This window comes from Gymnodinialimonas mytili (assembly GCF_037544085.1).
In the GTDB taxonomy this organism is placed as follows: Bacteria; Pseudomonadota; Alphaproteobacteria; order Rhodobacterales; family Rhodobacteraceae; genus Gymnodinialimonas; species Gymnodinialimonas mytili.
The window spans coordinates 1-22803 of sequence record NZ_JBBIFW010000006.1; the positions used below are offsets into that span (position 1 = coordinate 1).

Sequence of the window (22803 nt, forward strand, 5' to 3'; positions counted from 1 at the left end):
CAGATCCCATCAGGGCCAGCGGCCAGAGCCGCGCAAACAGGCCGGACACAAGACCGCTTCTGAATAGGTACACGCAATCCCATTTAAGTCTTGCTCTGCGGGCGCCATCCAAACAAGTCATTCGCGGCGCTCGCAAGATCGATGGAGCAGGACCTTTCGGACCTTCCCGACGGAAGCGCCAATGCCAACTTTGCATTGGCAAGAACGCTCCGCGCCTCGACGCCCGTAAGGGAGCTATTGATCAACCCAGGCAGCCATGTCGCACCATGATGGCGAGCCCGCGCTCCATGACTTTGCAGGAAGGATCTAGGTCGTCCGAAGCCTGCTTCTTCTGAATGGCATTGCCCACATTACTGTCTTCCGCCTGCTTTCGAAGATCGCTGGGTTTCGATCCGAGCGGACGCATGACCCTCAGTCGCGTGGCAGCTTATTGGCTGGCGGCACTTTTCAAAAAGCGATGTGCCAGCTTGTTAAACTCGTCGGGACGCTCCCGCATCGGCCAGTGTCCGGCGTCCATAATCTGAACGCGCGCGTTCGGCATAGAGCTTGCGGCGCGCTCCACAGAAGAAAGTGGGACGAGTGAGTCTTCTCGCCCATGAATGAATAGGGTTGGTTGGCGTATGTCTCGCATTTGGGTCGACAGATCCGTTCGGAGGCCCGTCGCGGTCATCTCACCTCGCTGAAAATTCGTAAACGCTTCTCCTGCTCCTGCGTTCGCGAGCACGCCAGCTACTTCGGAAAGAACTTCATCCGTAATCTGATTGGGATCAGCGAAGATAGAGGCAAGCGCGCGACGAAGCATCTTGGGACTACGGCGCATGAAACCGTAGGAAATGGCATTGAGTGGGAGCTTCGTCAGCAAAAACGACAAAAGATGATATGGCGCTTTCGACGCCACGCCGTAGGTTCCCACAGGTACAAGGGCCTTGACCCGATCCGGATGGTGGATCGCACACCACAACGAAGCCCCCGCGCCCATGGACACACCAATTATCGACGCGCTTTCAATCTTCATATGGTCTAGAAATTCGATTAGCCATGCGCCAATGTCATCAATCTTATAGGGTCTTCCGAATGGCGCGGTCTCACCATAGCCAGGCCAGTTCGGGGCAACGATACGATAATCCGAAACCAATTCAGGTATAAGGCGACGCCACGAGAGGCTTGCGCAGTCAAGGCCACCGCCATGAAGCAAAAGAACGACCTCGCCGCTTGCTGACCCGGCTTCCAAAAAGCTCGCTTCGCCGGAGGGCAGATCAATCAGTTTTGTCTTGGGAAATTGCATGGCTCTCACAGCAAAATCTGACGCTTGAGGCCAGAAGTCAAAGCTAAAGCTAGGACGTCTATGGCAGCTCAGCGGATAATGCTCTTACTCAACTCGATCTAAAGAACATGTGTTGGCTGTTCTTAGTCTCAACAAGATCGGTTTCGCCAATAGTGATGCTATGGGTAAGCGATGAAAGTCTCGAACCTGACGGCATCAAAGCTTTTAGTGCCGGAATGGGGGGCACAAGGTTGTTTTTGGCCAGCCTCACTTACAGCAACGGACAGTCACCGCCCGGGACTAAGTTGAATAACCAATAGGTCGAGGCCGCTAGCGGGACAAGGATCCCCGCGGACACAGCAGCTACGGATGCAGTAAAAGCGCTATGGTGCCGGTTCTCCTTACTTCCGGCACCGGCTCTCAAGATCTAGGTCTGCAGCGCGATTATTATGCGCACGAGAGCGCCCTCTTAGCGATTGGCGTTGGGCTCATCGAGGAACTGACGACCCTCCTTTAGCGTGTGCAACGGCTGCTCGAAGTCCAACAGCATTGTCGCAGTTGGCAGCACGGAGCGCCGCGCCGACCATCAGGCCTCATTTTGGAAAGACCTATTTGATGAAGCTTATTTGGAGATTATTATGCCTTGGACGAAGATTGGTGGCCCCGCCCATGATGTTGTTTTCTACGGCGAATGGCTTGCAGCCCTGGCACCTGACAGACAGGCGGTTTTTCTTCGAAACCCAGGCACGGGCACTTGGAGCCAGATTGGCGACCCCGCCGGCAGTATTATCGGCGGTGGGTGGGATCTCTACGCGACATCGCCAGTGGTTGTAAGCTTTATGCGTCCGCTCCTGGCAATACGGCGATCTGGGAATGGTCTCGGGTCACGCAGAGTTGGACTGAAATCGGAGGCGCAGGTGCCATTTGGGTCGGCGTCGGTGGCACCGTCTACGGTTTGACCCCCGATCGACAGGCCGTTTTCCGTTATGACGGCACGCCAGGCGTCTGGACCAAAGTGGGAGGACCGGCGCATCGCCTGATCGGTGGAGGCTCGCGACTGCCCCAGGTGACGGTGATCTTTGGCAATATAGCGGCTCTGGAATGAACTGGGATAAAGTTGGCACGCCCGGCAGCGTTTTTACTGCCTCTGGGCGCACTGTCGTCGGCATGACAACCAACAAGGCCGAGGTGTTCCAGTTCGACGACGCCAACACCCAGAGCGCACGTTTGCGGCAGCAGATCTATGGCGTCTACGCATGGGGCGGCGGACAGGGAGTATGGGCGAAGGACTTGCACCAGATTTGCAGACGTTAGGTACTAAGATCGATGGGCATGGCAGGGCTGGATCGCGTGGCGCGTTTCATAGCTGTCCATTGTTCTACTCCGGAATCATTCTTCAACTGCCTTTCGCGCGGCTTTATACGGCCGATGGAACGCTCAGGAAGAATTTTCCATGGGCGCCTGATCAATCTTAGTTCAAAAGCAGACATATCAGGCATAAGCTGAATTCTGCAATCGTCCCAATGCTGGCATGAAAATTGCTATAATGCGGAGTCTCTATTCCTCAAACTGTGATTTAGTTGATATCTGATTTGGCTGGAGTAGCGAATCATGGCTGCGAGGCGGGCAAGAATAGTATCTAAATACCATCTCCACGGACCGGGATGGGCAGCTACCGTCAGAAATGACAGTCCACTTGCGATTTAAAAAGCTTAGCCTGCTATTTTAGAAGCTTTGCATCGCTTTATTGGCTCATCTCCTACGTTGGAACAAGCTCCGTCTCAATTTGAAAGAAGAATTGGTTCCCAGGCTGTCATCACAATTCTTCCGAAATGGCTCGTGCAGACAGGCGGGCACCACTCAGTGACATGTGATCGTCATCGAAATACAGTGCTTCGCTATTTCTGACAGCGTAGCACGCATCTTCGTCACAGAATACATCAGCCAGATCCACCACCGAAATATCTGGGTGAATATTCTCGAGTTCAGAATACACATGATCGTTGATGGACCGCCACTCTTCTCGCGGGCTTGCCAAGACATCTGAACGTTCATTGAGGATCGCATGATATACGAAAGAGGACACATCAGCGGGCAGAAGCGGCGCCTGAAGAACAAGTATCACGTGTTTTCCTTGGCTGTTTAGGTGATTGGCAAGACTTACCAAAGATTGTGCGCCGTCTGATCCACTCAGATCGGTTCGATAGGTAAGAATAACATGCTGAATATCTTCTTGCTCAAGGATATAAGAAAGTCGATCATCATAGAATTCGTTGCAATATGGCTCGGTTGTGCGCCCATAGCTTACCGGACAGCCACTGACTGTGAAGTGTTGGATCGAGCGTCCAGAAGGTTCAAGGTACTGAGCCAGACCATAGGCCAATTCGACACCATGACTATTTCCATAAATGGCTATTTCGGGGCTATTCCCAAAATAGACACACGATTCCTCTGCAGAAAAATCACTCAATGGTTCAGAATGACATTCATCGCGCATCGGGCTAGCGGCTGCGGTGTCAATAATCTCCAGCTGCATCGGATCGAAACGATCGGGCAAACCGTTACTCAAAGCGCCCACAAGGCCGATGGATATCAGGAGACTGCCTGCAACTCCGCTTGCCCAGAAGATGTTTCGGCGCTGAGAAAATACAGAGACCCGTTTCTTCCTAAAAGGTTGTTCAACATACTTCCAAGTTGCCCATGCGAGTAAAAGTGACGCGATGGATAGCCCGATCATCAGGATGTGGCTGGGCTCGCCGATACTCCGCAACCGTGCAAAGGCGAAGAGTGGTTGGTGCCATAGATATGCGCTATAGGAAATAAGGCCGATCATCACAAAAATTTTGCACGACAGAAATCTTGCAACCAGTGTGCCTTGCGTTCCGAAGTGAATTACGAGTGCGGCGCCAATTACAGGCACAAGGGTGTAGAGGCTTGGAAACGGATAAGTTGCATCAAAGACAAGTATAGAAAAGACAATGAGGGCCAAGCCAATGACGCTTAGAATATTGTCGCAGATACGTCGAGGTTCTTTGCCTAGAAGGGCGATTGTCGCACCTGCTAGAAGTTCCCAAAAGCGCGTATGCGACAAGAAGAATTCTCCGCCAGTCGAGACCCGCCAACTAAACTCCGCGAGGGCAAGGCTTAGGACAGAAATTCCAATCAGAGTTGGCAGTATATATGAGGCTTTGAACCTTGCTAGAAAAATGAGAAGAAGTGGGAAGAAGATATAAAATTGCTCTTCAACAGCAAGGCTCCATGTGTGAAGTAACGGCTTTAGTTCAGATGCTGTCGAAAAATACCCACTTTCACTCCAGAATAGGAAGTTAGAGAAAAACAGGACTGTTGAGACAACGCTAAGAGCGAAGTCTTCAAGCTGTTCTGGCAGCATCCATAGATATGCAAATGGAATACATGCAGCCAGCACGAAGAAGAGAGCTGGAAAAATGCGCCGAGCACGCCTTTCGTAGAACTTAGCGATTGAGAAATTACCGCTGTTGATTTCATTGATGATGATCGACGTAATTAGATAGCCGCTAATGACAAAGAAGACATCAACGCCAACAAATCCGCCTTGAAAGAACTCGATTCCGCTATGGAATAGAATAACCGGCAGGACGGCGATTGCGCGCAATCCATCGATCTCTCTGCGATATTGAAGCCCAAGTGTAGAAATTTTCGATATCCTTCATTTGAGCCTTGTATCCAGGCGCCGGTTGAAGTTTAGTCAAAATTGGTATAGTCGCTAGAAGGCTTTGCTATTCAACTTTTTGACTGGCACAAGTCTCTCTGTGAGCGTTTGGAATTTGAGCGGTCTTGGATAAATGAGACGCATCGCTTTGGTTGCCTTCCTCAAGTAAGTATCGGCGAAAGAAGGCCGCCTTTATGGCCTGATCTTCTGCTCGCGCCTCCGCCACGGTGCTGCCCTGATGGCCGCCGGTATTGGGCGTACGCAGGAGCACTTCTTGGCCGTTCTGTTGTAGCTGCCAGGCGAACCGGCGCGCATGTGCAGGGTCGACGCGATCATCGCCGGCGGGTGCGTCGATCAGGATCGGCGAATAGCGTGTGATATTGGCTGGCTTTACATTCTCCACCGGAGAATAGGCGCGCAGCACTTCTGCATCTTCCGGCTTGTCTGGGTCGCCGTATTCCTCGATCCACGCCGCGCCTGATTTATAGAGATGAAAGCGCAGCATGTCGGTGACCGGTACATCGGCATTGATTGCGCCAAAGGTCTCGAAGTACCGCGTCAAAAGGACAGAGGCGAGAAGACCACCGTTGGATCCGCCGACAAATCCAACGGATCTGGGCTTCGAGATGCCCCGATTGACGAGGTCGCATGCAATCCCGTGGGCATCTTGAAAGCATTTTTCGCGATTATGGGCCATGGCTGCTCGGTGCCATTTGGGGCCAAACTCATCCCCGCCTCGGATATGCCCGATCGCGAGACCGATGCCTTGCTCCAACAAACTCGGGCCGAGCGAAAACTGGTAGCCAGCCTCATAGGTCACCCCGAAACCGCCATAGGCAAGCAGAACCACCGGCACCGGACCATTCGCCGCGTCTGGCGGCAGGGCCAGATGGTACGGGATTGCGGTGCCATCGTCAGACCGCGCCTGCAGCAATCTGGTCGTCATTCCGGTGGCGTCGAAGGTAGGCGGCAGATGGGCCTCGACCTGCGACTGGCCGTTGCGCTCGACCAGATCAATTCGAGCAAGGGTCGATGGTTGGATCATCCCCTCGCATTGAAACATCAGCGTTGCATCTTGTGACAGATCAGGATGAGCGTTGTAAAAATATGCAAAGACTGAAGAGACCCCATCGGGCAGGAGCTGCTCTTGGAGGTCTATAATGTCACTGGTCAGGTCGAGCACCTTGAGCCAAGGCTGCAGATCTTCGTGGCCTATAACAATGAGATGCGACGCAGACATGAAAAACCGCGTGACTGCGCCACGCTCGGTTGGCGTGTAGAGGCGATGGATCTCCCGCTCTCCGTGCCGTCGCAAAAGTAGACTGCCTGCCGGATGTTCTGCATCTTCCTGCGGGCACCAAGCCAAAGCCGATGCGCTGATTTCGACATCAGCGGCGCGCGGTAGATCGAGGGTCTCGATTTGCCCGTCTCGCTCGAGGGTGTAGGTTGATGTGCGGATTGTGTGCAGGACTTGGTATATGCGAAGGCGTGCGTCGACTGGGCCAACGGCTTGGACGTTTGCAACAACATCCTGATCTGTGCCTTCGTGGATGATGCGCGCATCCTCTAGCAATGTACCGCGAGGCCAGAGCCGGATCGTGCGGGGCCAATGCGATGCGGTGCGATGGGCGTCGCTTGTTGCCGCACAGATCAAAAGCCTATCGGTCGTATCCCAGGCCAAACTGTGTCGACATGTCGGCGTCTGAAATCCATCCACCACACGCGATTTGGTCTCCAAATCGAATTCAAACGACATCAGTCGGTCCGATCCGCCATCCGACAGGCCAATCATCACACGATCTGGGTTGGGCCCATCCCACAGGGCATGCCAATGCCAGTCACCGTTTGTCTCGGCGCAATACGCGTCCAGATCGAAAACAAGCTCCCACTCTGCATCGGGATGGGGCTGTTGGTCATAAGGCAAACGGCGCCACACGCCTTTGGGTTGAGTTGCCGATCTGTGAAAATCATAGATATAGTCGCCACGCCGCCGACAGTGGAAGAGCTTGTCTTCCCGTTCGAAAACCTTGCGCAAATGCTTGGCCTGAGCGGTAAATTCCGCGTCTTTCAGGAGCGCATCGACTTTCTGATTTCCTTCCTCAACGAGAGCCTTCGAAGCGGGGTGATCGGGGTTGTCCAAAGAGGCAGGAATAGCAGAGCTAGGGGATGTCATACTAAGTTCAGTCGTCCAAAGTGAGTGATGTATGGCAACTCGCACAAGTCTGAACGAAGCGCTTATGATGCTAAATGGCCCGTCTTGAGCGCCAGCATAATCGGCTGAACTCAGCCGGTTCACCGCATACGATCAGCGACTAACGCCTGTGGCGATCTCGAAGCGTACCAAGCAGAGCAAGCGCCGAGCATGTTCTGTCCTTGGCATTGATCGGTCGAGCCTGCGTCTGTTGAAGCATGTCCGTTGCAAAATCAGCGGACGCGTTTGTGTTTGATCTAAGGATTGACCTGCTTCAAGATCGTGCTTTCGGGCGGCTCGCAGCCGTAGTTCCAATCCAATGCTCAATTGCACGCGTGAAGGAGTTTTGTTCCGAGAAACCCATCAGCAAAGCGACTTTCGCCAATGAGCACCGCTAACGAATGTTGCACGTTGCGCCGATGTCCGCTTTTGCGCACTTTGCGAAACTGCAGCGCTCGATCTGCCGTGACGTCGACGCATCCACCTGGGCGTTGGCGTTGCTTTCAAGCATCCTGCCAACCGACCGGAAGGCCGAAAGGCTGGGCAGCTATGGCACCTATGTCATGTATGGCCGAAGAACTGAAGGAACAGGTTCTGAAAGTTGGCCATCTGCCGGTACATCAACGGCTCTTACAATCCGCAGCTGCGACCTTAAGCATTGGACTGGAAAGCCCACTCGCATTCGAACGGAAAGTGGCCCAAAAGAGCCATCTAGGCGGCTCATACAACGCAAAGGGTCCAAAGTTCTAACTGAGCTTTTTGAAAGAGATGTTGTGCTCAGCTTTTGCAGCTTTGAAGTAGAGAAACCGACGCTATGGAGCCCGCAAATCCAGCTTTCACATTGATTTTCGAAAATGCGGTCACTCTGCTGCGATTGATCTCTTGAGTTTCGATGCGTGGTAGCGATCCAGCGTAGAGCGAAAGTCCTCACCTAGATCGAAATCCGCATTCCGGAGTTGCTCTGCACCTGAATATCTGCTCCGGAAACCCGCCGTCGCGATCCCGGCCGATTGCGCTGCAAGCAACCCGTGTTGCGTTGCCTCGATCGCAATCGCATCTGACGCCAAGGCTCCCAGTTGAGCGAGTGCTTCGATGTAAAGCGTAGGCGAAGGTTTCGGGGCGGCGGCAGTTTCCTGGCTGGTCACGACATCAAACACACTTGAGGCACGATGCGGAAAAACTGCTGCCAAAACACGCAAGACGGTTTGTCTCGCGGCCCCCGATACCAATGCGACCTTGGGCCGAACGCGGCGTTTCGCGAGCTGCTCCAGTGCTGCGGCCGTCCAGCGATGGGGTTCCAAAGGTGTCTCATCGATTAGGTCTCGGAAATGACACTCCAAGACTTCGTAGAACCCCGTGGCATGCTGACAGATCAGTTCATCCGCGGCCTCCGTCGGACCCGAAAATCGTCCTGATTGACTCAACAATTCCTCGTAGTCGGGCTCTTTCCAATGAACACCGACCCCAAACGTGCGGAATGCCATGTTGAAGGCGCGGCGCTCCAGATCGACGAGATTGGCGAGCGTGCTCAAGGATCCGAACAAGATAGCTTTGACCATTCTTTTTACTACGCTGCGATTTTCTCGGGTGGCGCCTGGTCGGAGGTTGACCCGCGCTTGCCAAAAAGGCGCACCAGCATGCCCGGTTTGGCAGCCCCCATGCGGTTGCGCTTTTCTTCACGGCGCTCTTTGCGCAGATATGTGTGATACAGGGCAGGAACGCCAATAAGGGTCAGGATGGATGCAAACCCCAGGCCAGCCATGATCGATACGGCCATTGATGCAAAGAATGCATCACCAAGCAGCGGGACCATCCCCAGGATCGTTGTCGCCGCAGCCAGGACCACCGGTCTTAGACGACTGACCGACGCCGTTACGATCGCCTCGGATTGTGGCAAACCCTCTTCATCCTTCTGGGCGTCGATTTCTTCGACAAGGACAATGGCATTCTTGATCAGCATGCCTGAAAGGCTAAGCAGTCCCAAAAGCGCTGTGAAACTGAACGGTAAGTTGGTGAACAACAGGCCGAGACCAACACCCGTCACTGCCATTGGCACCACAGTCCAGATCACAGCTGTTTGGCGCAATTTACCGAACAGCAGGATCGTGATCAGCAGCATGGTCCCGAACGCGAGCGGCATCTGCCGTCCGAGGCTTGCCTGGGCCGTGCTCGCACTCTCAAACTCGCCACCCCACTCCATGCGGTAGCCTGCAGGCAGTTCCATCGCTTCAATGGCGCCGCGTATCTCGGCAAAGGCTTCTGGCGGTAGGACGTCCGGAACGGCAAAAGCCTGAACGCTGATCGTCGGGGTGCGATCGCGGCGTTGGATAAGCGTGTCGCGTGTCACAACCTCGAACCCGTCCACGACCTGGCTCACTGTGGTGAAACGCTCTGTGGTTGGGGCATAAAGCGGCTGATCGAGAAGGAAATCGGACCCGATCTGCTCATTGCGAGGGGTTCGGATCAGAATTGGAACCTGCCGATCAAACTCGCGGAAGGTACCGACGCGCAGACCATCCGTCGCGAGCGCGATGGCTTGCGAGACATCTGTGCGGCTGATGCCAAGTGCCTGCGCACGATCCGTTGCGAAGATGGGTTGCGTTGTCAGCTGCGGCTCGCGCCAATCTGTTCGCTCGACCACGAGAAGATCCGTCTCAGTCTCAAAAATGGCCTGCGTTTCTTCGGCCAATTGCCTCAACACAGCCGGGTCCGGGCCAGAAAGACGAACCTCGACATCCGCGCCGACTGGCGGCCCATAGATGATCTGCTGCACACGGGTTTCGGCCCAGGGTACGGCCCGTGCCGCATAGTCGGTCAAATCATCGCGCAGCTCGGGTATCTGATCGGCACCTGTCACGCGAATGATCAATTGACCGTAGGATGGAGAGGGATCTTCCGGCGTGTAGGTCAGCAGATAGCGCGTCATGCTGGCGCCCACGGTTGTGGTCACAGCCTCAACCGAAGGATGGTCCAGAAGCCAATTCTCTAGGAGTTCTAAATCGTTGCTGGCACTCTCAATCGATGTGCCCTGCGCCGCATGGTAGTTGAGGTAAACCAAGGGTGTCGTCGCGGGCGGGAAGAACTGCTGCTTGACCATACCCATGGAGCCAATGCCAGCCACAGTGGCCCCGACCAAAGCGATGATGACAAGCCAACGCACACACAACGCGCCGCGCACAACGGCTCCATAGCCACGGAAAAACAGCGTATCGTAGGGGTCTTTGGCTGCAGCATTCGTTTCGGTGCGGAAAAAGTAGCTTGCCAGCAGCGGCGTTACCGTCACGGCCAAAATCCAGGACAAAAGCAGTGAAATTCCGATCACGGCAAAAAGCGAAAACAGAAACTCGCCCGAGCTGTCGGGGCTCAGCCCGATGCCCGCAAAGGCCATGATGCCGATTATCGTCGCACCAAGCAGGGGAACCTGCGTGCGTCGCGCAACCTCGGCGGCCGCATCAACAGCCTTCTTGCCACGCCGCATTTGGACCTGCATTCCTTCGGCCACCACGATCGCATTATCGACCAGCATGCCCATCGCGATGATCAGCGCACCAAGACTGATCCGTTCCACTTTGATGTCGAAGATGTTCATGAAGAAGAACGTGAAGCTGACGGTCAGTAGAAGCGAACCACCCACGACAATCGCGGCACGCCATCCCATGAACAGAGCGAGGACGCCGATCACTACGCCGACCGACATGGCAAGGCTGAGCAGAAAGTCCTGGTTGGCGGCGTCGACGACCCGGTGCTGCTCGTAGATCGGCTCTAAAATGACACCGGCGGGCAGCAGAGGTGCAATCTCATTCAAGCGCTGTTCTACTCGTTCGCCCACCGTGACGATGTTCTCGGACGTTAGGCCCGCCACGCCGATGGTGAATGCCTCAACCCCGTTGTGTCTGATGATCTGGCGCGGTGCATCGATGCGGCTTCGATAGACGTCCGCAACGTCAGTCAGGTTCAGGACTTCACCCTGAAAACCAAAGGTAAGCGCGCTGATTTCGCTGACGCTGTCGTCGGGCTCGGGCGCGGACACAAGGACATCGCTGCGCCCGTCATCTGCGGTGCCGGTCGGCATCACCTGATCAGCGGCCGAAACGGCGCCGATGACCACATCCGGCGGTATGCCAAGGGCTGTGAGAATCCCGTTTGAGGGCTCGACGAAAATCGCCTCTTCCGGAAGCCCCAGCACTTGGGAATTGGCAACCCCGTCAACCGTCAGCAGCTCACGACGCAAGAAGCTGGCCACATCCCATATAGTGGCGTCATCGTAGCCCGGCATCGACACTGCATAGAGCAAGCCGTAGACGTCGCCGAAGCTGTCATTGACAGTGGGCGGTAGCGCGGCTGCAGGAAGATCGCCAACGGCGTCCGCGACACGGTCGCGCAGATCATCCCACACCTGAGGCAATTCGGTCCCGTCATAGGTATCTTGGATCGTGACCTCGATAACCGACAGGCCCGGCGTATTGGAGGAGGTGACAAAATCCACTTCGTCCATTTGTTGGATTTCGGCTTCGAGCACTTCTGAGACTTCGATGGCAACCTCCGCTGCCGTCGCACCCGGATATGGGGTAATGATCAAGGCTGACTTGAGCGTGAAAACTGGGTCTTCCAACTTGCCAACGCTGAGATATCCAATCGCTCCGCCAAACAGGCAAAACAGGATCAGCAGCCAGGTATAAAGCGGCTTTTGAATAGAAAAACGCGCGATCTGCATCGATCAGGACCCTTCAATTGTAAGGCCTTCGAAACGCTCAATGCGCTGGCCATCGTCGATCAGATGCGCCCCCACCGAAATGATCTCGGCGGCCGGGCTCAGGCCGAACACCGTGAATGAGGTTCCATTGGCGGAGGACACGTCGACGGCCACGTGATCCGCGGTGATGTCGTCGCCTGATTCATGAACAACGGCGACCGTGTGGCTACCATCGGGTTGCGTGACGATTGCTGTGGCGGGGATCTGGATACCGGATTGCGGGCGTGCGATTTGCGCAAAGACTGTGATCGTGCGTCCGGGCAATAGAAGGGCGTCGACCTCGGCCACCAAAGCAAGCGAAACCGCGTAGCTTTGGCCAATTCCGGAGGCTTCGGCGCGGAACTCTCGAAAGCTCAGGGGTATCTCTGCGCCAGAGCCACCGATTTGCCCCGTGAAGGCCACTTCTGAAGGATCGCCGATTGCTGCAAGCAAACGTTCAGGAAGATCAAACTCCACCCGTATTTCCGTCATATCGTGAAGCCTCAAAACAGGCTGTCCAGGTTCAATCGTGGTAAAGGTGGTGCCCAAGCGATCCGCAACTAGCGCATCAAACGGCGCCTGGATCTGGGCATCGGCAAGCGCCTCGCGCGCCTCGCGCAAAGCAACGTCTGCAAGATCGCGTGCAGTTTCCGCATTCTCGGCCTGGACCGCCGATGCCGCGTTGCGCTCAGCAAGCGTTAACGCGCGGCCTAGCTCGCGCTCTGCCTGTGCAAGGGTAAGCTCAGCACGCTCCACCGCCCGTTCGAACGGGGCCAGGTCCAAACGCCCCAAGGGCGTTCCCTCCGATATCGTTGTGCCCTCGCGCGCCTCTAAAAAGTTCAAGTACCCGCCAACCTCAAAAGAGATATCGACTGTCTCCAAGGCAGCGATCTGACCAAAGAATTGACGGGTCACGACCTCGTTCTCCGCCGGTAGCACCATGGTTTGAACAAAGACTGGATGCTCTGACGGGACAGGTTGTTCGACATCTTGAGAAAGCGCCGCAGTGGCGGGCATGACCAAAAGGGTCGCAAGGATATTCAGGCTAGATCGGGCTTGAGCCATGGCGCTATGCTCCTATGTGTCAACTAGCCGTTCGGTTGGCAACCGACCGTTCGGTAGGTGAATTAGATGCGTTTGCGTAAAGGTCAACAACTTTGGAACAAGATATTTCCGCATTGGATCGGCGGACACAGATTATCGAGACTACGACCGAGTTGTTCTTGGATAAGGGCTTTTCCGGCACATCTATGAGTGCCATTGCCACGGCATGTGGCATCACGAAAGCCAGCCTCTATCATCATTTTAAGGGCAAGGATCAGCTATTCAGCGCATGCGTTGCATACGGCTACACAGCGGCTTTGGAAGCTATGGAGGAGATCGTTGCCGACGACGGCATCAGCCCAAAAGAGAAACTCTCGAAAGCTGTAAAGATACTTTACGACATCACTGTAGAGTCGAATGCTGGGCGCATGTCACCCTTGATCGCTGAGGTGTCAAGCAAGTTTCCGACCGTGGCACGGGCGTTTCACACCGAGTATATCGAGCCCCAGCGAGCGCTTCTGTGGCAGATTGTCGAAGAAGGCGTCAGGAAGGGTCACTTTCAGCCGCTTGACCAAAACCAATTTTTCCACGTCGCTTTCGGGCCGATGGTCATGCTTTCACTCGCGCGCGAAATGTTCGCCACCTTTGACGATCTGGACGAGCATTTTCCCGTGAGTGAGCTCCGAGACGGGCACTTCAAAGTGTTGGGGCAAATGCTGCAAATGCAAATCGACTGAACTCCGCACGGGATCAGAGGCATCCAGAACGCGATCGCCTGCTGCCGGCGGCCCATACCTCCTAAAACTGGCAGTGCTGCGAATGGCTGCTTTGCCGGCCTAAGCAGGGTCGGGATTGACCTAGTGTCTTTCGGATCCAAGGTCTCCGACAAGCTTTGCTTCCGCCAATACCCAGTTGGAAAAGCAAGTAATCTTAGGGTCATCCTGCCAGTTCAACGGGGATAGTAAGAAGTAGGCGAACACTAGGGGAGTGCTGAGGTCAGCGCTGAAAGGGCAAACGAGGCGGCCGGATGCAAGATGATCCGCCGCCATACGATCTCCGATAAGCGCAATTCCTTCACCTTCGAGCGCCGCACGCACCGCCATTTCCTCCTTTGTGAAACGCGGCCCCTTGAAGGGGTCAACATCCGTTGCACCGGCAGCCAAGAGCCAGGTGCGCCAACTGCCTTCCGCCTCTTTCCACTCCACATGCAAAAGCGTGTGGTGTGCCAAGTCTGCCGGTGATTGCAGGGGTAATCCGCGCGCCAGAAGACCTGGGCTGCACACCGGCGTTGCTCTCATCGCAAATAGTCGCTGGCTCTGCACGTTGGTGTATCCGCCGGGGCCGTAGCGGATTGCCACATCCGCCTCTCCGTTCGCTACGTCCACCAGCCTGTCGGTCCCGTCGATCCGCACCTCGATCTTCGGGTGTTGTCTTCGAAACCTGTCCAGACGCGGCACCAGCCAAAGGGAACCAAACCCGGGACTGACGCTGACAGTCAGCAGATTTTCGTCGTCGCGCAGCTGCAGTCTGGCCGCGCCATCTGCCAGACGATCAAAGCCCTCTGTAAGCAGTGGAAGTGCGGCTTCGCCTGCTTCGGTCAGGCGCAGTGCCCTGGTAAGGCGGTGGAAGAGTGGCGCGCCAACCCGGTCCTCCAGCGCTTTGATCTGATGGCTGACTGCGCCCGGTGTAACGCCAAGCTCGGCTGCGGCCTGCGCGAAACTCAGATGTCGCGCGGCGGCTTCGAAGGCGCGCAGCGCGCGGAGGGGTGGGAGAGAACGATGCATGATATAGATTACAAAAACTCATGCCAAATGTGAAATCAATTCCTTTGTCGTTTGTTGATATGTTCAGTATCCGTGGTGTAATTCAATTGGGGTCAGACGCTCTCACCCTTTAAATGGTGAGGAAAACTCCTGTATGATACCCGCTCCAAAGAGACGATCAGACTATGCGGTTGGTGTCATTCTATTGATCGCTTCGGCCATCGCCTTCAGCTCAACTGGTGTCTTCACCAAGGGCGTAGAGGCAACGGCGTGGGCTGTGATCTTCTGGCGGGGCGTCTTTGCCGCCGTCGCCACGACAGCATATGCGGCCTCGCGCGGCGCGTTGCGAAAAGAGTTTCTTGGGATGGGCTGGTCGGGGCTGGCCGTTGGCGCCTTCGGGGCGGCAGGCACGGCTGCATTGATTCCGGCCTTCAAAATGACGGACATCGCCAACGTGGCCCTGATCTATGCGTCTGCGCCATTCCTCGCCGCACTGCTTGCATGGCTGACGATTGGGGAGCGGATCTCGAAGCGTACTGCCTTGGGTGCGACAGGCGCGCTCACTGGCGTCGCAACAATTGTGGTCGGGTCCATCGGCAGCGTGAACCTGACAGGTGATGGGTTGGCCATCGTCATGACATTGGTGATGGCAACGATCATGGTCATCTATCGAGCAAGGCCAGAGACGCCAAGTGCCGGGCCATCCGTGCTGCAATCGCTGTTTCTTTTTCCGCTTGCGCTCGTATTTGGCGACCCCTTCGAAACTGCGCCAGTCGAGATCACGATCTTAGCCGCTCTTGGTATCATGCACGCGCTTGCGTCCGTCACATTGGCCGAAGGCGCGAAGCGCGTACCGTCCGGGCAAACAGCACTGATTGGCGCGCTGGAAACACCACTGGCTCCGACCGTCGCTTTCCTAGTCCTGACAGAGATACCAACCATGCCAACGCTTATTGGTGGCGCTGTTGTCCTGACGGCTGTTCTAATCTCATTGTCGGAAAAATCCACCCCCACGATTGATAGGTGCTCGAAGTGAAGCGACTCGGCTTCTTCCTTACGATAAGGATCAAGGTGCCAGACATCGCAACAAAACAACCGACGTTTGACCAGGGGGTTTTCTTTGTCTGCTCGGCCCATTTATCTGATGTGCGCTTGGAGGGGGCGGATGAAGATCAGGATGATCTCGGTATTTGCCTAGGCTGGCCCAGCCTTCATCGTCGCTCTTTTCTGCTCATTTTTCGTCATTGGGTTCCTACCTCTGATTCCCGCATCATCGGGCGTAGAGGCCGTGGTCGCCAAATTCGACATCCGTCGGACCGCGATCCGTGCAGGCCATCATGTGGTTTTACGCCCCAATATTCCTTTGGTTTGCTTGAATTTCGGTGCAAATCCATCGGATTGATAGGTATCATGCGCGCGCGTTGAGCTACAGCCAACTGCTTTTGGGTTTGCGAGCAATGTCGTGTTCTTATTCATGGCATTCGTCCGGACAATTGCGGTCTTTCGAGCGGAACGTCTGGTCGAACTTGTGACCATATTCGATGACATCGTCTGGTTGATCATAGTGCTTCCGGTGTCCACCGGAAGGGAATGATGGATGCCAAGACCAAGCCATAAAGACAAAAACATCCAATCCGGATTGGCCGTCTTTCACCAACACGGCAACCACGGAAGTGGCGTTCAAACCGTTCGGGCCTTTGGGTTCGGGCGGCTTGCCTGTGCTGTCATCGATCCGTCGTGCCGCTTTGAGCATGAGTGTGGGCGAATCGCTTGACTATCGGATCGAGTGAACCATTGTTATTTTGGTTCGAACCAATTCTTATTTGGTTCAAAGTTCGGGGGAACCGGTGGCCAATTCTGTTCAGGTGCAAGATAATGCGTCGGTCGCGCGGGCCGAGATCCGGGAAATGATCCGGCAGGGCGAGATTGCCGAGGACGGCAAATTGCCGACCGAGCGCGAGCTTTGCGCGCGGCTCGAGGTGAGCCGCCGTGCGGTGCGGCGGGCGCTGGACGCTCTGGAGGCCGAGGGGCTGATCTGGCGTCGGCAAGGCAAGGGCACCTTCGCGGGCGAACCGCCCGATCCCAAAGGCCGGCTTGCTGCCGCCATTGCGCCCGATACGGATCCGATGAGTGTGATGGAGGCGCGCCTGGCAATTGAGCCGGAGCTTGCCGCGCTCTGCGCGCGCCGTGCGACGCTGGAAGATGTGGCACGAATGCGCGACTTGGCCGACCGGACCGGGAGCGCGGTGGATTCCGACGCCGCCGAACTCTGGGATGGATCGCTGCACCGGCTGATTGCGCGGATCGCGGGCAACGCTCTTTTGTACACAGCCTTCTCGCTGATCAACGAAGTGCGCAGCACGCCTCGCTGGCAAGAGGAACGCCACTTGGCCCGGTCCCCCGGGCTGATCGCGGAATATGACGATCAGCACCACCGGATCATCGACGCAATTGATGCCCGCGACGAAAATGGCGCCCGGGTCGCGATGCGCACGCATCTGACCGCGCTGAAGCGCAATTTGGAACTTGCCCGCGACCGGGGCAATATCTGATGACCGCACATCATCCCCCGCTTCTGGATGTGCAAAACCTGTCGATCCGGCTGGGGAAACTGGATCAGAATATCGTCGACGACGTGTCCTTCACGCTAGAGGCCGGGCAAACCCTGTGCCTTGTGGGCGAGTCCGGCTGCGGCAAAAGCCTGACCGCACTGGCCCTGATGGGGCTGTTGCAATCACCACCCTTGGCCATCGCGGCGGGCACCGCGCGATTTGACGGCGCGGATTTGCTGTCGATGGCAAAGGCGCCGCTACGCGACATCTGCGGTGGGCGCATGGCGATGATCTTTCAGGAGCCGATGACCTCGCTCAATCCCGGGTTGCGGATCGGCGAGCAGATCGCGGAATCGGTGCGTCAGCACAAAGGAGCAAGCCGCGCCGCGGCCCGGGCCCGGGCGCTGGAGATGCTGCGTAAGGTACGCATCCCGGCGCCGGAAAAGCGGCTGGACGAATATCCGCACCAGCTCTCGGGCGGCATGCGGCAACGCGCGATGATCGCAATGGCACTGGCCAATGACCCCGCGCTTCTGATTGCCGATGAACCGACCACCGCGCTGGACGTGACCATTCAGGCGCAAATCCTCGATCTGATGCGTGAGCTTCAGGCCGAGACGGGCGCGGCAATGATCATGATCACGCATGATCTGGGCGTGGTGGCCGAGATGGCCGATCAGGTGGCGGTTATGTATGGCGGGCGGATCGTCGAGGCTGGCACCGTGGAGTGCATCTTCACCGATCCACAGCATCCTTACACCATAGGATTGATGAGCGCGATGCCCTCGCTTGGCAACCGCAGCGACCGGCTGGTTACGGTGCCGGGGGTGGTGCCGCAGCCCGGCGCGATGCCGCCCGGCTGCCGTTTTGCCAGCCGTTGCCCGTTCCACACGCCGATCTGCGACAGCGTCCCGCCGCTTCGCCCCTGCGGCGACGGGCATAAGGTGGCTTGCGCCCATGCCCCGCTGGACCAACTGAACCCGGCGGAGTTGCGGGAGACGGGGACATGAGCGCCATCCTTTCCGCCCGCGACCTGCGCAAGGATTTCGTTACCTCCCGCCCGCTCTTTGGCGCACCAACGGTGGTGCGTGCGGTCGATGGGGTCTCGCTTGATATCGAACAGGGTGAAACCTTCGCCATTGTTGGCGAAAGCGGTTGCGGCAAGTCCACCCTGGCCCGGCTGCTCTTGCGACTGATCGAACCGAGCGGCGGCGAAGTCTGGTATAACGGTGAGGATCTGGCGCATGTGGACGAAGGCCGGATGCGTGCGCTGCGTCGGGATCTTCAGTTCATCTTCCAGGATCCGTTTTCGTCCCTGAACCCGCAGATGAGCGTCGGTGCGCTGATTGAGGAGCCCTTGCGCGTACACGGTATCGGCACGCCGAACGAACGCCGCACGCGAATTGCCGAATTGTTGACCCGGGTCGGCCTGACCGCGGCCCATGCCGACCGGTATCCGCATGAGTTTTCTGGCGGACAGCGGCAGCGGATTGGGATTGCCCGGGCGCTTGCCACCGGGCCGACCGTGCTGATCGGCGATGAACCGGTCAGCGCGCTCGATGTGTCGATCCAGGCGCAGGTGGTGAACCTGCTGGAAGATCTGAAAGATGAGTTTGGACTGACCCTCATCGTCATTGCGCATGACCTGGCGGTGATCCGGCATATGGCCGACCGGGTCGCGGTGATGTATCTGGGCGAGGTGGTCGAAACCGCGCCTGCAGGTGATCTCTACCAACAGCCCCGTCATCCCTACACCGAGACGCTTCTGGCGGCGATCCCGGTCGCCAGCCATGGTGCGCGCAAGGCACGGCCCGTGGTGGAGGGCGATCCGCCAAACCCAATTTCGCCGCCGCCGGGCTGCCGGTTCCATCCCCGCTGCGCCTATGCCACCGACCTGTGCCGTCGCGACCGACCCATGCTCAAACCGCTGGCCGATGGTCGTCAGATCGCCTGCCACCACGCCGAAACCCTGCAGCTCGCGGGCCTGACCAGCACCGAGCCCGCCCGCAGCGCCGGGGCCGCCGCGCGGTTCGCGCTTTACGCCGATGAGCTGGCCGCCAGAGCGGTGACCCCGATCCCGAATAACGACTCGTAACCGAGCGCTCACACCCAACAGACGGAGATTGTCAAAATGACGAAATCGAAACATATGGCCCTCGCCCTGGCTTTCGGGCTGGCCGCGACCGTGGTTCAGGCGCAGGATATGCGCATCGGATTGCAGGAAGACCCCGACGTGCTTGACCCCGATCAATCGCGCACCTTCGTGGGCCGGATCGTCTATGCCTCGATGTGCGACAAGCTGGTCGACATCACGCCGGACCTTGAGATCATCCCGCAACTGGCCACCGGATGGGAGTGGTCCGAGGACGGGCTGACGCTGACCATGACCTTGCGCGAAGGCGTGACCTTCCACGATGGCACGGCTTTCAACGCCGAGGCCGTCGCCGCCAATATCGACCGCAGCCAGAACCTGCCGGAAAGCCGCCGCAAATCCGAACTGAGCTCGATCACGGGGGTCGAGGTTATCGATGACTACACCATCGCCTTCACGCTTGGTGCCCCGGATGCCACGCTTCTGGCACAATTTGCCGACCGGTCCGGCATGATGCTTTCGCCCACTGCGTTCGAGGAAGCTGGGATCGATTTCGGGCTGAACCCGGTTTGTTCCGGCCCGTTCAGCTTTGTCGAGCGGATCCAGCAGGACCGGATCGTGCTGGAGGCCTATGACGGCTACTGGAACGCCGAGGCGATCAATGTCGACAGCGTGACCTTCCTGCCGATCCCCGATACCACCGTGCGGCTGGCCAACCTGCGCGCCGGTGATCTGGACATGCTGGAGCGTCTGGCCGCGACCGATGTGGCCTCGGTTCAGGGCGATGACGACCTGACCTTGGAACAGGCGGTTTCGCTCGGTTATCAGGGCATCACGATCAATGTCGCCAATGGCGTCGGCGCCGATAACCCGCTCGGTCAGGATGCGCGCATCCGGCAGGCCCTTTCGCTGGCCATCGACCGAAATGTGATCAACCAGGTGGTGTTCGAGGGCGCCTTTGCCCCCGGCAACCAGCCCTTCCCGCCGACCTCGCCTTGGTACAATGACGCCTATCCCGTACCCGAGCGCGACATCGAGGCCGCCCGCGCGCTTTTGGCCGAGGCAGGGTTCGCAGATGGTATCGACATCACGGTACAGGTGGCCAACAACCCGGTCCAACAGCAAATGATGCAGGTGGTCCAGGCGATGGTTTCGGAAGCCGGGATCAACATCGAACTGCAATCCAAGGAGTTCGCCACACTGCTCGCCGATCAATCTGCAGGTGAGTATCAGGCAAGCCAGGTGGGCTGGTCCGGTCGGGTCGATCCCGATGGCAATATCCATCAGTTCATGACCACCGAAGGTGGCATCAACGACAGCGGCTACTCCAACCCCGAGATCGACCGCCTGCTTGACGAGGCGCGGACGTCGACTGACCCGGAGGTGCGCGCCGCCAGCTACAACGCCGCACGGGACATCCTGATCGAGGAGCTGCCGATCGTCTATCTCTACCATGTTACGTGGATCTGGGCGCTGGATGATGCGATCGAAGGGTTCGTGCCTTATCCCGACGGCATGATCCGCCTTGAAGGTGTGACGATCACCGAATGATCGTTTGAGCTCAAAACCGGACCGCGCGAGTGCCATATTCGCGCGGCCTTTCCCGCCGCCTCTTACCCCTCGGAGAGCCCCATGCTGGCCTTCATCGGACGCCGTATCCTGATTGCGATACCGACGATCATTCTGATCTCGATTTTTGTCTTCACCCTTCAGCACCTGCTGCCGGGCGATCCGATGCTTGTTTTGGCGGGGGAAGAGCGGGATCCGGAGGTTCTTGAATTCCTGCGCGAGAAATACCGCCTGAACGATCCAATTCCGATCCAATACCTGGCCTGGGTCAGCAATGCATTGCAGGGCGATCTGGGCACCTCGTTCCGGACCAATCAGCCGGTGCTGGAATTGATTGCAGAAAAGCTGCCCGTGACTCTGCAACTGGCCACCATGGCGCTGATCATCGCGATGGTCATCGGCATTCCCGCGGGGGTTCTGTCAGCCTATAAGAAAGGCACCTGGATCGACTGGGTCGCCAATGTGGTGGCGCTTTCAGGTCTGTCGGTGCCGAATTTTTGGCTTGGGATCATGATGATCCTTCTGGTCTCGGTGCAGCTTGGCTGGCTCCCGGCGTCCGGCTATCAGCCGTTTTCCGAGGACCCGCTGCAATCGATCAAAACCATGCTGATGCCCGCCTTCGTGCTTGGCACGGCGATTGCAGCCACGCTGATGCGGCACACCCGTTCGGCTATGCTGAGCGTTCTAAAGTCGGACTATATCCGCACCGCGCGTGCCAAGGGCCTGGCCGAGCGGGTCGTGCTGGTGAAACACGCGCTCCGCAACGCGCTGGTGCCGATTGTCACGGTCACGACCCTGATCTTCGGGGAGCTTCTGGCCGGCGCCGTTCTGACCGAGCAGATCTTCACCATCCCCGGCTTCGGCAAGCTGGTGGTCGATGCGGTGTTCAACCGCGACTACGCTGTGGTGCAGGGGATCGTGCTTTGCACCGGGATCGCGTTCATCTTCATGAACCTGCTGGCTGATGTGGCCTACCGCGTCCTCAACCCACGGATGGGCGACACATGAGCACCACAGCCGATCCCCAGGCCGACGTGGCACTGCCGAAAAAGCAAAGCCGCTTTTGGAAGAAGATGCGCGCCAATCCGGCAGCGCTTCTGGGTGGTGCCTTGGTTCTGTTCTTTGTCACGGTGGCGGTGCTAGCACCACTGCTGCCGATCATCGACCCGACCGCAACCGATTGGGGCGCGGTACGGCAGGCGCCCTCGGCGACGCATCCCTTTGGTACCGATGAAATTGGGCGTGATGTGCTGTCGCGCATGGTCTGGGGGGCGCAGGCGTCGCTTCTGGCAGGCGTCGTTTCGGTTGTCATTGCGGTCTGCCTGGGCGTGCCGCTGGGAGTGATGGCGGGCTATATGGGCGGCTGGACCGATGCCGCGATCAGCCGTGTAACCGAAGCGCTTCTGGCGGCGCCGTTTCTGATCCTGGCCATCGCACTGGCGGCCTTCCTCGGACCGTCACTGACCAATGCGATGATCGCCATCGGTGTGTCGGCGATGCCGATCTTCATCCGCCTGTCGCGGGCGCAGACCATGGTGGTAATGACCGAAGACTATGTCGAAAGCGCCCGGGCCGTGGGGTTGAAACCACTGGCGCTGGTCTGGCGCTATATCCTGCCAAACATCTTCCCACCGATTCTGGTGCAGGCGACGCTGACCATCGCCACCGCGATCATCGCCGAGGCCTCGCTCAGCTTTCTGGGCCTGGGGCAGCAGCCGCCGACCCCCTCCTGGGGCTCGATGCTGAACGTGGCGAAGAACTTCCTCGAACAGGCGCCTTGGATGGCGCTCTACCCCGGCGCAGGCATCTTCCTGGTGGTGCTTGGCTTCAATCTGCTGGGCGACGGCTTGCGCGATGCGCTCGACCCACGGGACACCTGACTGAATGACAAGAAGAAACGGATAG

Annotated in this window: 18 protein-coding genes; 10 read left to right on the plus strand and 8 right to left on the minus strand. The window is 57.5% G+C overall.

Annotated elements, in window-relative coordinates; all coding sequences use genetic code 11:
* Positions 1–427: 427 nt before the first annotated feature.
* Positions 428–1285, minus strand: a complete 858-nt coding sequence (locus V8J82_RS19815; protein WP_339977952.1) for an alpha/beta fold hydrolase — start codon at positions 1283–1285, stop codon at positions 428–430.
* A gap of 778 nt (positions 1286–2063) precedes the next feature.
* On the opposite strand from V8J82_RS19815, the gene V8J82_RS19820 reads away from it, so the two are divergent.
* Together V8J82_RS19820 and V8J82_RS19825 are read left to right on the plus strand one after the other, a co-directional pair.
* Positions 2064–2369 carry a hypothetical protein gene (locus V8J82_RS19820; RefSeq protein ID WP_339977954.1) on the plus strand — a complete coding sequence of 102 codons (306 nt, stop codon included), beginning with the start codon at positions 2064–2066 and terminating at the stop codon, positions 2367–2369.
* Positions 2366–2578, plus strand: coding sequence for a hypothetical protein (locus tag V8J82_RS19825; protein WP_339977956.1), 213 nt, complete (start codon positions 2366–2368; stop codon positions 2576–2578). The genes V8J82_RS19820 and V8J82_RS19825 overlap by 4 nt, the downstream gene beginning before the upstream one ends.
* Positions 2579–3080: 502 nt before the next feature.
* On the opposite strand, the gene V8J82_RS19830 is transcribed toward V8J82_RS19825, so the two are convergent.
* From V8J82_RS19830 to V8J82_RS19850, 5 genes are all read right to left on the minus strand, one after another.
* Positions 3081–4898 carry an acyltransferase family protein gene (locus V8J82_RS19830; RefSeq protein ID WP_339977958.1) on the minus strand — a complete coding sequence of 606 codons (1818 nt, stop codon included), beginning with the start codon at positions 4896–4898 and terminating at the stop codon, positions 3081–3083.
* A 124-nt stretch (positions 4899–5022) separates the two neighbouring features.
* On the minus strand, positions 5023–7128 hold the full coding sequence (locus V8J82_RS19835) for a prolyl oligopeptidase family serine peptidase (protein WP_339977960.1): 2106 nt from the start codon (positions 7126–7128) through the stop codon (positions 5023–5025).
* Between the two features lie 878 nt (positions 7129–8006).
* Positions 8007–8705 (minus strand): HAD family hydrolase, encoded by a 699-nt coding sequence (locus tag V8J82_RS19840; RefSeq protein WP_339977962.1) that lies wholly within the window; start codon positions 8703–8705, stop codon positions 8007–8009.
* Positions 8706–8713: 8 nt separating this feature from the next.
* The gene (locus V8J82_RS19845) at positions 8714–11860 is read right to left on the minus strand and encodes an efflux RND transporter permease subunit (protein WP_339977964.1); all 3147 of its coding nucleotides are present in this window, start codon (positions 11858–11860) and stop codon (positions 8714–8716) included.
* Between the two features lie 3 nt (positions 11861–11863).
* On the minus strand, positions 11864–12943 hold the full coding sequence (locus V8J82_RS19850) for an efflux RND transporter periplasmic adaptor subunit (RefSeq protein WP_339977966.1): 1080 nt from the start codon (positions 12941–12943) through the stop codon (positions 11864–11866).
* Between the two features lie 92 nt (positions 12944–13035).
* Here V8J82_RS19850 and V8J82_RS19855 point away from each other — a divergent pair, with 92 nt between their 5' ends.
* On the plus strand, positions 13036–13659 hold the full coding sequence (locus tag V8J82_RS19855; protein WP_339977968.1) for a TetR/AcrR family transcriptional regulator: 624 nt from the start codon (positions 13036–13038) through the stop codon (positions 13657–13659).
* Positions 13660–13779: 120 nt separating this feature from the next.
* Here V8J82_RS19855 and gcvA read toward each other — a convergent pair whose 3' ends face one another.
* Positions 13780–14706, minus strand: a complete 927-nt coding sequence (gcvA, locus tag V8J82_RS19860) for a transcriptional regulator GcvA (RefSeq protein ID WP_339977970.1) — start codon at positions 14704–14706, stop codon at positions 13780–13782.
* 133 nt (positions 14707–14839) lie between these two features.
* Here gcvA and V8J82_RS19865 point away from each other — a divergent pair, with 133 nt between their 5' ends.
* On the plus strand, positions 14840–15721 hold the full coding sequence (locus V8J82_RS19865; RefSeq protein WP_339977972.1) for a DMT family transporter: 882 nt from the start codon (positions 14840–14842) through the stop codon (positions 15719–15721).
* Between the two features lie 432 nt (positions 15722–16153).
* On the opposite strand, the gene V8J82_RS19870 is transcribed toward V8J82_RS19865, so the two are convergent.
* Positions 16154–16438, minus strand: a complete 285-nt coding sequence (locus V8J82_RS19870) for a hypothetical protein (RefSeq protein WP_339977974.1) — start codon at positions 16436–16438, stop codon at positions 16154–16156.
* A gap of 94 nt (positions 16439–16532) precedes the next feature.
* On the opposite strand from V8J82_RS19870, the gene V8J82_RS19875 reads away from it, so the two are divergent.
* From V8J82_RS19875 to V8J82_RS19900, 6 genes are all read left to right on the plus strand, one after another.
* Positions 16533–17237 carry a FadR/GntR family transcriptional regulator gene (locus V8J82_RS19875; protein ID WP_339977976.1) on the plus strand — a complete coding sequence of 235 codons (705 nt, stop codon included), beginning with the start codon at positions 16533–16535 and terminating at the stop codon, positions 17235–17237.
* A complete protein-coding gene (locus tag V8J82_RS19880; RefSeq protein ID WP_339977978.1) occupies positions 17237–18247 on the plus strand; it encodes an ABC transporter ATP-binding protein in 1011 nt (336 codons plus the stop codon). Before V8J82_RS19875 ends, V8J82_RS19880 begins: the two co-directional genes overlap by 1 nt.
* The gene (locus V8J82_RS19885) at positions 18244–19332 is read left to right on the plus strand and encodes an ABC transporter ATP-binding protein (RefSeq protein ID WP_339977980.1); all 1089 of its coding nucleotides are present in this window, start codon (positions 18244–18246) and stop codon (positions 19330–19332) included. Before V8J82_RS19880 ends, V8J82_RS19885 begins: the two co-directional genes overlap by 4 nt.
* Before the next feature lie 36 nt (positions 19333–19368).
* The gene (locus tag V8J82_RS19890; RefSeq protein ID WP_339977982.1) at positions 19369–20880 is read left to right on the plus strand and encodes an ABC transporter substrate-binding protein; all 1512 of its coding nucleotides are present in this window, start codon (positions 19369–19371) and stop codon (positions 20878–20880) included.
* A gap of 81 nt (positions 20881–20961) precedes the next feature.
* Complete coding sequence (locus V8J82_RS19895; protein WP_339977984.1) at positions 20962–21906, plus strand: ABC transporter permease; 945 nt, start codon at positions 20962–20964, stop codon at positions 21904–21906.
* Complete coding sequence (locus V8J82_RS19900) at positions 21903–22778, plus strand: ABC transporter permease (protein WP_339977986.1); 876 nt, start codon at positions 21903–21905, stop codon at positions 22776–22778. Before V8J82_RS19895 ends, V8J82_RS19900 begins: the two co-directional genes overlap by 4 nt.
* Positions 22779–22803: the final 25 nt, after the last annotated feature.